Consider the following 14,653-nt stretch of genomic DNA (forward strand, 5'->3'; position numbering starts at 1 on the left):
ATAAAACAATGAGTAAGAGGGTTTCGACCCTCTTATCATAATGCATCCTCTGCTAGTAAAGTACAGAGCGGCTAGTTAAGCACTTCAAACCAAATTAAGCGAACAACTCCATCCAACCAAACTCCACCAATAGCCTTTCCCAAACATCATCAAACTTCGCCTTTAGCACCAGTTCTTTCTTGGTATATGGGTGAACAAAGGATAATTCCGACGCGTGAAGAAGCAGGCGATGTGCGTCGTAATGCTCTCTAAACAAGCGGTTGTGCTTGCCATCACCATGAGAAGTATCTCCGACAATCGGATGCCTTAAATGCGCCATATGCCGTCGTAACTGATGTTTCCGTCCCGTCTTGGGTTTCATCTCAACCAAGCCATAACGTGTGGTTGGGAATCGCCCAGTAGACAGCGGAACTTCTACTTTTCCTAACGGCTGATAAACCGTGATTGCCTCTTTGGCTTCTTTGTCTTTATCTGCAAATTTATCCGCAATTTTGTCCAGCTCTTCTTTGAGAGGATAATCCAGCGTATCACCCTGCTCTATCCATCCTCGCACTATCGCGTGATAGGTTTTTTGCATTTCATGATTCGCAAACATCGGCATCACTTCAGAAGCCACTTCGCTGGAGAGCGCAAACACCAACACGCCGGAAGTAGGTCTGTCGAGTCGATGCAATGGAAACACATGTTGCCCAATTTGATCACGCAATGTTTGCATCACAAACTGCGTTTCGTGTTTGTCTAACCAAGATCGATGAACCAACATTCCAGCAGGTTTGTTTACAGCGACCAGATACTCATCTTGAAATAAAATGTCTAGCACGATGCAAATGCCTCATCGATGTCAGAAATAGCTGCTAACACTTTTATCTTCGATACATCATCTTGCCAAACTTCTTCAAAGTATGGCAAAAGCTGCAATGCAGAAGGTAAAGGTTGGCTGGCACTTATCATCGCTTCTAATCGGGTAATGAATATCCACTGCAACCACTGCTGTGGCTCTAGTGTGTCGTAAGAAAAAGGCTGTTGACTTGCCAGCGCCTTAGAAGAAGGAGGCGAAGATTCCCAGAGGTTTTCTTGCTGCAAAGCGGTTTTAAGATTCTCGATAAGGATCGATATTCGAGCAGTATTCATCTATTTCGTTTCAAATGGCCTTGAAAATTGCCCATAGAGTACCATCTATTGGCTAAAGACATATAGGATAACAAGTCAGTCCATGGACACCATTCATACCCTTACCCAGCTTCTAAGTGATAGTCATTGCGAGTACCAAGTTTTCGATTTGGGTCGTCGTATTACGAAGATCGAGCCTAGTACATTTGCAAAAGTAGAATTGGGGCAACAAGCTTACCCCTTCCCAATGCAGCGCAAGGCACACATTGCTATTGCCTACTGGAACGAATCGAAACAGCCTTGGATCTGGTTTTTGAAGTTTGAATTGGATGAACGTGGGCTACTCAAACAGGCTGACGTGGGTAACTTTATTAAATACATCATTGAAGCCATGGGGACGCGACTGGGAGGTGAGTTGAGTGAAGAGCAACAAGAAAAGCTCTCTAACAACCCTTACACCTTCAAGCCAGCAGAAGACAAAATGGCCGTGTTCCACAGCCAAGTTCGAGCAAAGCTGTCGATGCCAACAAGCCAATACTATGAACACGCGCAGCACTATTTCTCAGGTGGGTTAGGCTGGAACAACTGGCAGACAATCGGATTACAAGGCATTGCAGACATTTGTGCGCGTTTTGGCATTGATCAAAATAGCGTGATGCTTAAAAAAGCGCTTAACCAACTGCCTAACGAACCACTTTATGCCTTATTGGGTGTACTGGAACACTGTGAACTCCCTGACAACCTTGGGAAAATTTTGCAGGAAAAAGCGCTCTCTGAATGCAATTCCGACACGCCAGACTTGTTCCTCGTATCGGCATTAGTCAGAGCATTGGCAGGGTCTCCAAACTCTCTTAACTTAGTCGTCGACCATATATTACAGAGCCCGAGATTAAGCCATCAGGAAGTATTGGTGGGAATCGCAGGTAGAAGCTGGTCCTCATTAGCGGACACAGAAAGAGCTGGGCAGTTTTTATTGAGGCTTGCACAGACAGGAAATCAAAACCTGTTCAACCAGCTATTTGCTGATCTCGTTATGTTGCCTGAACTTCGAATGGTTTTGCTGCCATTACTTCATAACGCGCCATCGCAAGAATTGGCCACTGCCTTGCTGAAACTTCAGCAAAACACACGTTCTCAATAAACAGCGCCAAAGGATGGAATAATGATAGGGAATCTTTTCACAATCATACTGGTCACCCTGTTTTGTTTGTTGTTCTGGCAACAACGCAGACAATCTGAGCTAGCAAAACAGATGGTTGCACATCGTTGTAAACAGCTTGAGATACAAATGTTGTCTGTTTCTTTCAAAGGGCACAAAATTCGCCATAAAACAGGTAAATTAGGCTGGCACACCATTTACCAGTTTGAATTCTCGGCGCTTGGGGATGATTACTACATCGGAGAGCTTACTATGGTGGGCTTTCATGCCAGCCACTTCGAGATCCCTCCTTATCGAATGTAGCCTGTATAACGTAAATAGCTATTGTTTATGCAAATAGCTTTTTGTTGAGTAAATAGCTAGCGATGTAATTTTCTCGGAAACACACTCAACGTCATAAAGCCCATAGAAAAGAAAAGCCCCGATACTCGCGTATCGGGGCTGTAGTCTTACTCGCAGCAATCCGGCTACTAAAAGTGCTCCATGCATCAAATCCTTGATAGTATGCTGTGTTCCTTCAGCTTAGTCCTTTCGTCGCCATCCTAGCGGTGTCCATGATCCTATCCTGATCTGCTAACCTTCCTGATTAGCGCACTCACTTGTTCCTTGAGCGGTGTCCCTTACATCATCCTGATGCTCGTTCCTTGCCTCTTCCTAGAGGTGTCCATTGTCTATCCTTTGTCGTCATCTTCCTGATAACGATTGAGTCCATTCAATGTCCTTTCGCTCCATGCTGATCATTCATCCTGAATAACCAAATCTTCTTCCTGAAGATAACCATTCCTTGGTTGTTTCCTGTTCCGTGTCGGAATCCTTCCGACAGAGAACAGATTACGTTTATCTCTTTTTAGAACAACTTAGCCATCTCACATTTCTTTATGAGAAGAAATATCATCAAATAATTTTAATATAAATAACAACAAGTTAATCGCAAATAGCAATAATACCCCAATATAAATAGCAAACATTTCCTACACCTCCTGTAAGAGATCTCTCACAAGCTAATGAGCAAATAACTCGAGCCCCTCGTTAAACTCACTACAAATAACCAGTGCTGGCGCACACTTCTTGGAACCGATACTATTAGCGCATATTCATTCAGGGCAGTAGACCTTGGTGATGAGTAGAATTTAAGGATCTCAAAATGAAAACTCAGGACATTACAGCAGAATTGGAAGTGGCTATTCAGTCTCTGGCCGACCAAGGCAAAGAGCCTACTGTCGCCTTAGTGAAAACAAGAATGAAAACACCAGCGCCAATGCCTGCTATTATTGCCGCGATAAAAAGTTGGAAATCTTCATCTCATATCCCAAAAGTTGAAGTTGGAGTCAGTGAACCATCTAGCAACGAACGTGTTGCTTTGCTGGAAGCGCAGATAGCTGCTTTTTCTAAGCAAATTGAAGATCTGAATAAACGAATTGAAAAACTAGAGAACCAATCATCATGAAAATCTGGGTAGACGCCGATGCATGTCCCAAGGTCATCCGAGAAACACTCATACGTGCCGCAGAAAGAACAGGAATTACCACCACTTTCGTAGCTAACCACGCGATACCATTACCGAAGCGGAATAATATTCATGCTCTACAAGTGCCTAGCGGCTTTGACATCGCTGACGACGAGATAGTGAAAAGAGTCGAAGCGCAAGACCTCGTTATCACCTCTGATATCCCTCTTGCCGATGAAGTAATCAGTAAAAATGCTTTAGCCTTAAGCCCAAGAGGAGAGTTATTCACTAAAGACACCATAAAAGCTCGTCTAAATATTCGTGATTTTATGGACACAATGCGCTCTAGTGGAGTGCAAACCGGTGGTCCAGCCGCACTTTCCCAAACAGAAAGAAGAGAGTTTGCCAACCAACTGGACCGATTTTTAGCCAAACACCGCTAATTGCAAGTCCGACTATGTAAGTTCAAAGCTACCGCTGGTTTATTTCAGGTTTCATAGTGTCGGATACCACGTGTATAACCGCAACCCACGCTTCGCGATGCTCTTTAGTATAAGACGCCCCAAGCCCCGTTTTTAACGTGTATAGCAACGCGTTACCAACTGGGCTGAAGTGTGAGCGTTTAACCCCATATTTATTGTGACGTTGCGCGAGCTGAATCAGAACAGGGACAAGGGCGTTCACATCTTGTAAACCGTCGACCGCAGCTTTAAGCATCATCATAAGCTTTCTGCCTTGAATCTTTAAATCGCCCTTAAAAAGGTGGCGAAGCTCGGGTTCATATTCAAATAGCTTGTTATAAAAAATCTCTGCTGCTTGCTCCGAAATGGGTTCAACTTGTTTAAATGATTGTTGAACCAAAGATATTTGACACTGTGTTACAGACATAATCACCCTCTATTATCTGACCTGTGTATTGGGCTCTGCTGATTTCGAAAATGAACAGATTTATACTCAAGTGACTTCAAGGTGCAGAACTCAGAGCCTGAACCACGCACTTTGAGGTTACTTGAGTATATAAAGTGTAGGCAGATAAAAAACGCCACGCGAGTGCGTGGCGGATTCTTAAATAGATGGGTCGATTAGTCTTTGAAGTCCCAAGATAAATTACTCACTAGTAAGCAATCGTCACATTTAAAGTCGAAAACGCCATGAACGGGTTCATCTAACTTCCAATCCCCTTCGCATTTTGGGCATTTTCTAGACAGCTCTTCTTCTTTGCTTTTACCGCCCACTCGGTAGATATATAAATAAGTAGGAATCCCACTCACAACTTTAATTCGACGACATAAATCCCACCCACGACGAAACAGCAAACTTTTACTCGAAGAGATTTCGTAAAGCGATGGGTGCTCAACCACCGAGCCATTCATCTGAAGCTGATCGCACGCACTCCAGTCTTCCTGCCATTTTATGATTTGTTTTTGATCACCATTCGCGACAGCGGGCAAACGGTACAGTGGAACGGGCTGGAAGTGTTCACCGCATCGAATCGGCGAACAAGTATGCAGATAACTGGTATAGAGGATTTGCCAATCTCGCTCACCGCACCCATCACTGGGATCGGAGTTCATGTCTTCACCGATCACTTTAATTTTTGGCTGAAGTAACCCCGAATCTGCCAAAATATCCATCGCATGCTTAACTTGAGGGCTGTGGAAGTCTGGATGCAAGCTATTGGGTTCAGGGCAAACAACGCGCGCGGTAAAAATTGCGCCGTCCATCGAAACAGGCAGTTCTCGCCCTAAGACTTGTCCGTTGTATCTCAGACAATCAAGCACATAATTTACCGCTTTCTCAACATCGCCCATAGACGTATCGCGGTATACTTCAAAAGAGAGCTCGGTAATGTACATCTATCTCACCTTACTGCACGTCTGACGTCAGTTGCGCCAAGAATTCTTCGACAGACGGCGCCAGAACGTCTCTTTTATCCGTTCCTAAACGCTCAAAAATGACTTCGCCTGTTAAATTACAGATTGAAATGACATCCATTTCAGCATCGGTCGAACCAATAAATACCGTAGGCTTAAGCTTTAGCCTACGCTGCATCACCAAATGACCAAGAATATTTTCTTGTAATCTAAGGAAATCATCTTCACTCCACACTTGAAGCAAAGTTAGAGGTTTACCATCCCAGAGCGCTTCCATATCACCGCAAAACTGACAGCTGTAGAACGCTTTTATGTCTTCATGAATTGCCAGCTCAATGCCATTCTCTACATTACTAAAGTCTGCCCACTCATCTCGGTATACAGGTTGCCACTCAACAAAATCATCGCCTTGTTGCTCAATACAAGGAGACGGGATACCCGCCAGCTCTTCGCTTTTGGGAAAACTGGAGTTCGTCTCTTGCCATGAAGATACGAAGGATTCGCTGAACGACTTTAAGGCACGTGCAACATTTTGAGACATTGATTGCTCCTAGATACTCATCATAGATTGATGACAGAATTAAAGGGATTAAGTAAACTCCGAGATATTCTAATCGATCTTTTAAAGCAAGTATGAGCAAATATTCGAACGCTGAGGAACTGGCTGGTTTAACTCTTGGACAAAAAACGGAATACAGCAGCCAATATGACCCTTCTCTTTTACAAGGTGTCCCTCGCAGCCTAAACCGCAATGATATCCAGCTAACAGATGACCTGCCTTTTATAGGCGTCGACATTTGGACGTTATATGAGCTCTCTTGGCTAAACGAAAACGGACTCCCACAGGTTGCAGTCGGTGAAGTAACACTTCCAGCCACCAGTCCAAACCTAGTCGAATCCAAATCGTTCAAACTGTATTTGAACAGCTTTAATCAAACTCGATTCCGTCATTGGGATGAGGTCAAAAAGGCCTTAGTTAAAGACTTGTCTGAATGTGCAGGCGAAGCTGTGGATGTCGTCATCAACCCTGTCACGTTTTATGATAATCAGCCGATTGTCAGCTTCGAGGGAGAATGCATCGACAATCAGGACATAAAGATTGAACATTATGAATTTGATGCAGCGCTGCTTCAAAACTCGACTTCTGATGATTTTGTCTCTGAAACTTTAGTCAGCAATCTTCTCAAGTCAAATTGCTTGATCACCAATCAACCCGACTGGGGTAGTGTATCCATTCAATACACAGGGAAGAAAATTAACCGCGAATCTCTTTTACGCTACCTTGTCTCTTTCCGAGAACATAACGAATTTCACGAGCAGTGTGTTGAACGTATTTTTACAGATATTCAAAAATACTGTGCACCGACTTCGTTAACAGTATTTGCGAGATACACGAGACGTGGCGGATTAGATATCAATCCTTACCGTTCGACAGAACAATCAAGACCGGACAACAACCTGCGCCTAGCAAGACAATAGAAGCGACTTACGCCTGGAGTACAAAGGAATGAAATTTTTTGGTTGGTCGGGGCTGCTTTTTGCCATTTTGCTGCAAAGCCAGGTCGCAATGGCAAAGCTCTATACATCGCCGGTCCTCAATGAAGCCGCAAGTTTGGTTGAAGTCGACCCGAAAAAATCTAAGAAAATAGCCACCAAATTTCTCCGTCAGCGAAAGTTGACCGACGTCTCGCCTAAAGGACCGTCAGCAATCCCTAGGGAAGATACAGATAACTCTTTACGTACTCCAAGCAGTAGTATTGATGCTCTGCAGATTTTGGCACAAGTGGAAATTGCGCTTGGTGACCCTCGCAATGCCTTTTTACATTTAGAAAATGCAGAAAGGCTCGCCAATAACCACGACTTACCTTTAGTCGCACTTGAAACTCTGCAGCTAAGAGCAGAATTGCTCTGGCTGCAAACAGGAGACATTAAAAAGACTCAGCCCATCATTAAGACAGTTGAGCAAGAGCTACTCCAACCACATACCGCTTCTAGCCTTATTACCGACCTTCAATTTAGATTGGCGATGCTCAAAGGTGAAATCGCTTCCTTTGAGGGCGATCGCGTTAATGCCGAGTTGGAATATAAAACTGCATTCGAAATACTAGCCAAAATTACACGAATCGATACGCTGATTAATTACCATATCGAGTTAGGTAAACACTATTTACGCTACAAGTCCTACGATTTAGCGTTAACAGAATTGCTTACCGGATACTGGATGGCAATAGAAAAAGATAGGAGCCAAGAATTAGCAAAAGCGAACTATCAACTTGCCCAGTTATTTAGACAGCGTCAAGTTCTTGACAAAGCTCTAGAACACCTAGCGCGCTCTGCAGATTTCTACCGAAATTACGAACAATCGCAGATTTTAGGCGATGTAATTAAACAAATGGCGGATATATATTTCTTACAAGGAAAGTATAATTTGGCATTAGTACGTTATTTTAACGTACTCGATCATGAATACTTGGCGCGAGATATTCACGACGCAATTGAATTAAGATTAAGCATTGCTGACACTTATTTACAGTTATTTAACTTTACGCTAGCCGAGCGATATTTAGACCAAGCAAAAAACTTAGTCAATTACACCCAAATAAAACCACTGAAAGCACGTACGTTATTACTCACTGCCAGCTTGGCACTGCAACAAGAACAAACTTCAAATGCGCTAAATAATGCAAGAAAGGCACTCTCAATAGGTCAGGATTTATCCGATAACTTTATTTTATTGCAATCCTATCGAGTGCTATCTGCTGCATATGAACAAAATGGCGACTTCATAGAATCATTAAATGCGCTCAAGAAGTTTTCTATTCTCAACGCCAGCCAGCAAAGAAGGTTGAATGAAATCAACGAGGATGTGCTAAAGCAGCAAAAGGACATTATCGAGCAATCTTTACATTACAAAGGGCTGGAAGAAGAGCTAAAAATAGCGCAACAAGAATTTAGAAAATTCCAAAATACAGCGTTTGGTTTATTTATCATCACCGTGATACTGGTACTATTTGTTTTAAGACGTGGCTATGTAATAGACAAATTAAAAGGCGAAGTTAAAGCACTCAGACTCGATTTGTATACGCACGCTCGTTCTGGCCTTCAAAATTTGCGGTTGCTCAATAAAAAGCTTCAGAATTCATTAGCGCGCAGTAGCGCAACATTCGAACAATGGCAGCTTGGTGAGCTAATCAGTGAACCATTCAGCGATCGACTTCGCTTTGTCATGTTTGACTTACCCTTTTTGCGTAACACGTACCTTGAACTGGGTTATCAAGCAGGGCTCGAGCTCGAAAGATCGTTCGGAGAGTTTATAAAATCAAAAGTCAGCAGACCTGCTCGCCTTTATCACTTTTCAGACGCAATGTTTCTGTATGTTGAGCCCAATACTAAGACTGCAACCGAACCGCAACAAATGTTCGATAAGATTTGCAGCTGGATCTCAGAATTTGAGCCAGAAAGAAAAATATCGCGCAAAGTTCACGTAGGTATGGCAGATTATCCTTTCTTGCCTAGAGCATATACAGCGATTAACGATCAAGAATTAATAGATATATTACTGCTGTCAACAAACCTTGCTCGTGGAATAGAAAAAAATAGCGATGAAAGCCAATGGGTCTATTTACGAGCAATTGAAAATGCTCCAGCGGCAAGTTTTGCGACCGATAATATTCGACTTGCATGTAAGCAAGCATTAAACCAAGGGTTAATAAAAGTCCAATCATCATGCCAAAATGAGGATGACATCAAAAAATTGACACTATCCGAGTGATAAGTGAGCACTTAACTCCTGATTAAAGTGACCTTATTTTGTTTTTTGTTATTATCATTAAACTGTTTTCGCCATCGCGGTTTATTGGCATCTGCTTTTTATGAATGATTTGGATACTCTTGAGCAAGAGTTGAAAGACGAATTACATGATTTAAAATGTAAATTAGATCACGCACGTCTTTCGCATCGAGATTCTCTTTTTAAATTTAAAAGAGAACAAAACGTTCTTAAGCGTATAGTTGCTAATCTTAGTGATGCATGCAAAGGTAATAACCAAGATCTTGATAAAGGTTTGTCGCTATTAAAGCAGGACCTAGAACACCAACAAGATGTCACAAAGTTAATACCTAAGCTGGTCGTCATAGAAAGAATGCTGAAGCAAAACACGGTGACCATGGAAAAAAAGACAATTCACTTAGACGAGCGAATTAAACATAGCGGAGAAACGTTGCAGCGCATCCCTGGTCTGCCTGCACAGTTAAAACGCGATCTCCGAAACCTACTTCATTTCCCAAGTCGAAAGCTAACCCAAGAAATTGACCAAGCGATTCGTCTTTTGGGTATATACGAGCGCGCCACAAAAATCATGGCGTCTAATTCTCGTAACAACCTCAATTTAGAAAAAGCCGTTGATCAGGAAATTTTTGATCGCCTCTCTGAAGAGCTGCAAAATCTGATTACTGAATTAGATTTCGATGGCGAGTCTGGTGAATTATTAACCGACATAAGAGCTAAACTTCTCATTGGTGTACCGCCCAATGAATTGTTTGAGTTAATACTTCAGATTTTAAAGCTTGTTATTCAAGGTACCCACTTTGAACGCAAAACTTCTGAGCAGTTTTTAGATCAGGTCAATACCTCTCTTAACACCGCAATAAAGAACACATCGCAGAATATCGAGCAAAGCCTCTCTTACTCTGAACATCGTAAGATGATGCACTTCGAGATCAACGATTTGGTCTCTCAGGGCAAAAGCAATTTGGAATCCGATTTAGATGCCGAGGCACTTAAGCTCGCCATCGCACCTCTTTTGGATAAGATAGGTTCGCTAACAGAACGTTTGCAGCACATCGAAAAACGAGAGCAAACTCTGACCGAAAGGCTAAGTTACAGTCATAACCAGCTGGAAGCGCTGCAAGAAGTGACTCAAGACTATCGTCGCCGATTACAAGATCAGGCACAAAGGCTTCTCCTTGACCCACTCACTAAAGTGTATAACAGAGCAGCACTCGCGGATAAACTCGAACTGGAGTACCGCCGATGGATCCGAGCTCAGCACTCTTTCCGAATTTTGTTGCTTGATATCGATAACTTTAAAACGTTGAACGATAGCTTTGGGTACAGTGCAGGTGATAAAGCATTAAAGATCATCGCTCGCACCATAAAAAAGGCTGTGAAAGATACCGACATTGTGGCGCGATTCTCTGGTGAAGAGTTCTTAGTTCTACTTCCTGATCAAGTAGACTCAGAAACTCACGTCGTTACACAAAAGATTCAAGCGCAAATATCCAAGCTGCCATTTAAGTTTAGAGACCAAAGCATCACCATCACTGCCTCCGCAGTTTGTGCTGTCTTCGGTGATACCGATACTCCTGAAGAAGTGCTTGAAAGGCTGCAGCTCGGACTCAAAAACGCCAAGAGAACGGGTCCTAATCAACTGATCTGGCTATAGCTCCTCGCTTTTATCTCTTCATTAGAAAAAATCATCTGATATCCCTCTCGATAACCGAGCTGAATTTTCACTCCTATATACCCAAGTAACCTCAATGGCCGTAAAGAATTTTTCGACCGTTTAGAGCGGTTTTGTCTTGGCGGACACCTCAATTTATTGATTTATCCATTAAAAGTGAGTGGCGAAACCCCAAATTCCTGTGTAAGGTGAAATGACAGGGTAGAGAAATTAACAAAAACAATGACTTTCTATCCCAAGGAGGAGCCTATGATTACTCATATCAGCCCTGCAGGCAGCATGGACTTGCTGTCTCAGATTGAAGTAGAACGTCTAAAAAAAACCGCCTCTAGTGAGCTTTACCAGCTTTATCGGAACTGTAGCCTTGCAGTTCTCAACTCCGGCAGCCATACCGATAACTCTGAAGAACTACTTAATAAATATAAATCTTTCGACGTAAGCGTGATGCGTCGCGAACGTGGTATTAAGCTAGAGCTCAACAACCCACCCGATCATGCATTCGTTGACGGCACTATTATTACCGGTATTCAAGAGCATCTTTTCTCGGTATTAAGAGACATTGTTTATGTCAACATGCACCTAGCCGACAACCAAAGACTCAACCTAACCAACGCTACTCATATCACCAACCTAGTGTTCGGTATATTGCGTAACGCTGGCGCACTTCACCCAGGAATAGACCCAAATCTTGTGGTTTGCTGGGGCGGTCACTCCATAAACCCTATCGAATATCAATACACCCGAGAGGTTGGGCATGAGCTTGGGTTAAGAGAGCTAAACATCTGTACGGGTTGTGGTCCAGGTGCAATGGAAGGTCCTATGAAAGGAGCTGCCATAGGGCACGCAAAACAGCGTTACGACGAACAACGCTACATTGGGTTAACTGAACCATCCATTATTGCGGCAGAGCCACCTAACCCAATTGTGAATGAACTCATTATCATGCCTGACATCGAAAAGCGTTTAGAAGCGTTTGTTCGAATGGCACACGGCATTGTTATTTTCCCAGGTGGTGCTGGTACAGCAGAAGAGCTTCTGTACATCCTTGGTATTATGCTTCACCCAGACAATGTCGATCAGCCGATGCCGATTGTATTAACTGGACCGAAAGAAAGTGAGGCTTACTTCCGATCCATCGATAAGTTCATCGGGGATACACTGGGAGAAGAAGCGCAAAGCCGCTACAACATTGTGATTGGCGATCCTGAAAAAGCGGCAAAAATCATCAAGGAAACCATGCCAACGGTTCGAGAGCATCGCAAAGAAACAGGTGATGCGTACAGTTACAATTGGTCTTTAAAGATTGAGCCTGAATTCCAGCTCCCATTTGAGCCAACACATGACAACATGGCCAATTTGGATCTTCACCTAAACCAAAAACCTGAAGTATTAGCCGCTAAATTGCGTCAAGCATTCTCGGGAATTGTTGCTGGTAACGTAAAAGCAGAAGGCATTAGGGAAATCAAACGAAAAGGACCTTTCATTATCGATGGCGACCCCGCGCTAATGAAAAAAATGGATCGACTACTCAGCGATTTTGTTGAACAACAAAGAATGAAACTACCGGGTTCGGAATACATTCCTTGCTACAAGATTGCTCTGTCAGAACAATAGTTACTAACGGATAAATAGGGCTGTCAGCTCAATGGGGATTGCCTGACCAGTCAGGAAATCCCCATTCAGGTCATCACGTTTTGATTCGTATACTCTTTTTATTCACATACGGTTTTTATTTACATACACTAAGGGGCATTACGCCCCTTTTTCTTTAGAATTCAAAAATGTCGATTCATCTAGTCATCATTGATGCTCTGAACCTCATTCGTCGCGTGCATTCGGCGCAACCTGATCCCACAGACATCTCACGGACCATAGAAACTACTGGTCGAACATTGAATCGAATCTTATCGGAATCTACTCCTACGCATATCATTGCGGTCTTCGATCATCATGAACAAGATAGGGGGTGGCGAGCTGAAGTACTTCCCACATATAAAGAAAACCGAAAGCCCATGCCTGAGCCACTACTGAAGGGTTTAGATGCTATCCAAGATGCATGGTGGAAACTCGGTATCGATTCACTATTATCCGATGGTGATGAAGCGGACGACTTAGTCGCAACATTAGCCTGTAAAGTCGCGAGCCATGGTGAAAAAGTAACTATAGTGTCGACAGACAAAGGCTACTGCCAACTACTCTCACCTACCCTTCAAATTCGAGATTATTTTCAGCACCGCTGGCTTGATGCTCCGTTTATTGAAAAAGAGTTTGGTGTAAAACCAGAACAACTCGCTGATTATTGGGGGTTAGCGGGAGTGAGCTCCAGCCAAGTTCCTGGTATTCCGGGGGTTGGACCTAAAGCGGCGAAAGAAATCCTCACCGCTTATGCTGATATCGAAAGTGCCTATGCGTCTGACGACTTACCAGCTAAGTACCGTAAAAAATTTGACGAGCACATCGAATCTGCACGAGCGTGCAAAAAGATTTCAGCATTAAAAATAGATATGGAGCTCGGCTTCAACTTGCAAGATATCCGATATTCAGGGTCTCAAGAACCTTAATATTTACGCTCAAAATCCACGCTAATCCTTTATGTTCAATAAATGTGTTGTGAAATCCTTTGCATTCAAAACACCAATACAATATTGGGCTTACCTTACAAGATGCTGATTATTCTAGAATCAGCTTCACAACGTTATTGATAAATATCATTATTTTTATATCTCCCAATAAGGAGAAAAATAATGAAAAGAATCATCTTACTTACCTTAACGACGTTAATGTCGCTCCCAGCTCTCTCTTCAACCTGTGCCAAGCATTTGGATATAGGAGTCCCTTCAAGTCAATCCGACCAAGTATTGTGTCGCGATGGCTACGCCGTAGGGTATAACTACACAACAAAAAATGCAGATTGGGTTGCCTATCACATCACAGCAGACAGCGTGAACTTAAAGTTCAAGCGAAAGAGTAGTTTCTTCAAAGAAGATCCCGATTTGCCACAGCATGCACGCTCAACTCTCGCAGATTACCGTGGTACTGGGTACGACCGAGGTCACCTCGCCCCTTCAGCAACCATGGATTTTACGCTTCAATCCATTAAACAAAGCTTTTATATGAGTAATATGTCTCCTCAGCTTCCCACATTTAATCGCGCGGGTTGGCGAATACTGGAAGAACACGTGCGGGATTTGGCGAATGAATACAATGAACTGTACGTGGTAACGGGGCCCATCTATCAAGGAAATGAAAACAGTATTGGAGATGGTGTAACGATACCGAGTGCTTTTTATAAAGTAATTCTGGATCCGCAATTTAACGAAGCCATCGCATTCATCGTCCCACACAGAAAAGTTTCAGGAGATGAACTTGTCAATTTCATTACAACGATTGACGATGTAGAACAACAAACCGGATTGGATTTTTTCTCTGCCACCCCAAACGCTACCGAAGATGAAATGGAGTCAGTAGATTGGCCGGATATGTGGCCAACTAGCCAGTAATAATTGGGGTCTACTGCCCCTAAAAAGAAGCAATAAAAAACGCTCCGATTGGAGCGTTTTTTTGACTAAGTGAGGCGAGAACTTAGTTAACCTACATAACC

15 protein-coding genes are annotated in these 14,653 nt (G+C 43.0%); 10 read left to right on the forward strand and 5 right to left on the reverse strand.

Features of this window, described 5'->3' with window-relative positions:
• Positions 1-94: 94 nt before the first annotated feature.
• Together truC and CW749_RS03385 are read right to left on the reverse strand one after the other, a co-directional pair.
• The gene (gene truC, locus CW749_RS03380) at positions 95-829 is read right to left on the reverse strand and encodes a tRNA pseudouridine(65) synthase TruC (protein ID WP_180958321.1); all 735 of its coding nucleotides are present in this window, start codon (positions 827-829) and stop codon (positions 95-97) included.
• Positions 814-1,131, reverse strand: a complete 318-nt coding sequence (locus CW749_RS03385) for a YqcC family protein (RefSeq protein ID WP_101110645.1) — start codon at positions 1,129-1,131, stop codon at positions 814-816. The genes truC and CW749_RS03385 overlap by 16 nt, the downstream gene beginning before the upstream one ends.
• Positions 1,132-1,213: 82 nt before the next feature.
• Here CW749_RS03385 and CW749_RS03390 point away from each other — a divergent pair, with 82 nt between their 5' ends.
• The 4 genes from CW749_RS03390 to CW749_RS03405 all read left to right on the forward strand — a co-directional run bounded on the left by CW749_RS03390 (position 1,214) and on the right by CW749_RS03405 (position 4,159).
• Entirely contained in the window at positions 1,214-2,251 is a 1,038-nt protein-coding gene (locus CW749_RS03390) for a DUF3549 family protein (RefSeq protein ID WP_101110646.1), read from the forward strand.
• A 21-nt stretch (positions 2,252-2,272) separates the two neighbouring features.
• Positions 2,273-2,572, forward strand: coding sequence for a DUF3301 domain-containing protein (locus CW749_RS03395; RefSeq protein WP_101110647.1), 300 nt, complete (start codon positions 2,273-2,275; stop codon positions 2,570-2,572).
• Between the two features lie 841 nt (positions 2,573-3,413).
• A complete protein-coding gene (locus CW749_RS03400; protein WP_101110648.1) occupies positions 3,414-3,716 on the forward strand; it encodes a hypothetical protein in 303 nt (100 codons plus the stop codon).
• Positions 3,713-4,159 (forward strand): YaiI/YqxD family protein, encoded by a 447-nt coding sequence (locus tag CW749_RS03405; protein ID WP_101110649.1) that lies wholly within the window; start codon positions 3,713-3,715, stop codon positions 4,157-4,159. The genes CW749_RS03400 and CW749_RS03405 overlap by 4 nt, the downstream gene beginning before the upstream one ends.
• A 28-nt stretch (positions 4,160-4,187) precedes the next feature.
• On the opposite strand, the gene CW749_RS03410 is transcribed toward CW749_RS03405, so the two are convergent.
• The 3 genes from CW749_RS03410 to syd all read right to left on the reverse strand — a co-directional run bounded on the left by CW749_RS03410 (position 4,188) and on the right by syd (position 6,131).
• A complete protein-coding gene (locus CW749_RS03410; RefSeq protein WP_101110650.1) occupies positions 4,188-4,604 on the reverse strand; it encodes a globin family protein in 417 nt (138 codons plus the stop codon).
• A 194-nt stretch (positions 4,605-4,798) separates the two neighbouring features.
• Positions 4,799-5,572, reverse strand: a complete 774-nt coding sequence (locus tag CW749_RS03415) for a Zn-ribbon-containing protein (protein WP_101110651.1) — start codon at positions 5,570-5,572, stop codon at positions 4,799-4,801.
• Positions 5,573-5,582: 10 nt separating this feature from the next.
• Positions 5,583-6,131 carry a SecY-interacting protein gene (gene syd, locus CW749_RS03420; protein ID WP_101110652.1) on the reverse strand — a complete coding sequence of 183 codons (549 nt, stop codon included), beginning with the start codon at positions 6,129-6,131 and terminating at the stop codon, positions 5,583-5,585.
• Positions 6,132-6,223: 92 nt separating this feature from the next.
• Between syd and queF the strand changes: the two genes are divergently transcribed.
• The 6 genes from queF (at position 6,224) to CW749_RS03450 (ending at position 14,552) form a co-directional block, all read left to right on the forward strand.
• Positions 6,224-7,069 carry an NADPH-dependent 7-cyano-7-deazaguanine reductase QueF gene (gene queF, locus CW749_RS03425; protein ID WP_101110653.1) on the forward strand — a complete coding sequence of 282 codons (846 nt, stop codon included), beginning with the start codon at positions 6,224-6,226 and terminating at the stop codon, positions 7,067-7,069.
• Positions 7,070-7,097: 28 nt separating this feature from the next.
• Positions 7,098-9,362, forward strand: a complete 2,265-nt coding sequence (locus CW749_RS03430) for a hypothetical protein (RefSeq protein WP_101110654.1) — start codon at positions 7,098-7,100, stop codon at positions 9,360-9,362.
• Positions 9,363-9,471: 109 nt separating this feature from the next.
• A complete protein-coding gene (locus CW749_RS03435) occupies positions 9,472-11,034 on the forward strand; it encodes a GGDEF domain-containing protein (protein ID WP_101110870.1) in 1,563 nt (520 codons plus the stop codon).
• Positions 11,035-11,301: 267 nt separating this feature from the next.
• The gene (gene ppnN, locus CW749_RS03440) at positions 11,302-12,666 is read left to right on the forward strand and encodes a nucleotide 5'-monophosphate nucleosidase PpnN (protein ID WP_101110655.1); all 1,365 of its coding nucleotides are present in this window, start codon (positions 11,302-11,304) and stop codon (positions 12,664-12,666) included.
• Between the two features lie 167 nt (positions 12,667-12,833).
• The gene (gene xni / locus CW749_RS03445; RefSeq protein WP_101110656.1) at positions 12,834-13,613 is read left to right on the forward strand and encodes a flap endonuclease Xni; all 780 of its coding nucleotides are present in this window, start codon (positions 12,834-12,836) and stop codon (positions 13,611-13,613) included.
• A gap of 183 nt (positions 13,614-13,796) precedes the next feature.
• On the forward strand, positions 13,797-14,552 hold the full coding sequence (locus CW749_RS03450) for a DNA/RNA non-specific endonuclease (protein WP_101110657.1): 756 nt from the start codon (positions 13,797-13,799) through the stop codon (positions 14,550-14,552).
• Positions 14,553-14,653: the final 101 nt, after the last annotated feature.

This window comes from Vibrio sp. vnigr-6D03, from assembly GCF_002835515.1.
Taxonomy (GTDB): domain Bacteria; phylum Pseudomonadota; class Gammaproteobacteria; order Enterobacterales; family Vibrionaceae; genus Vibrio; species Vibrio penaeicida.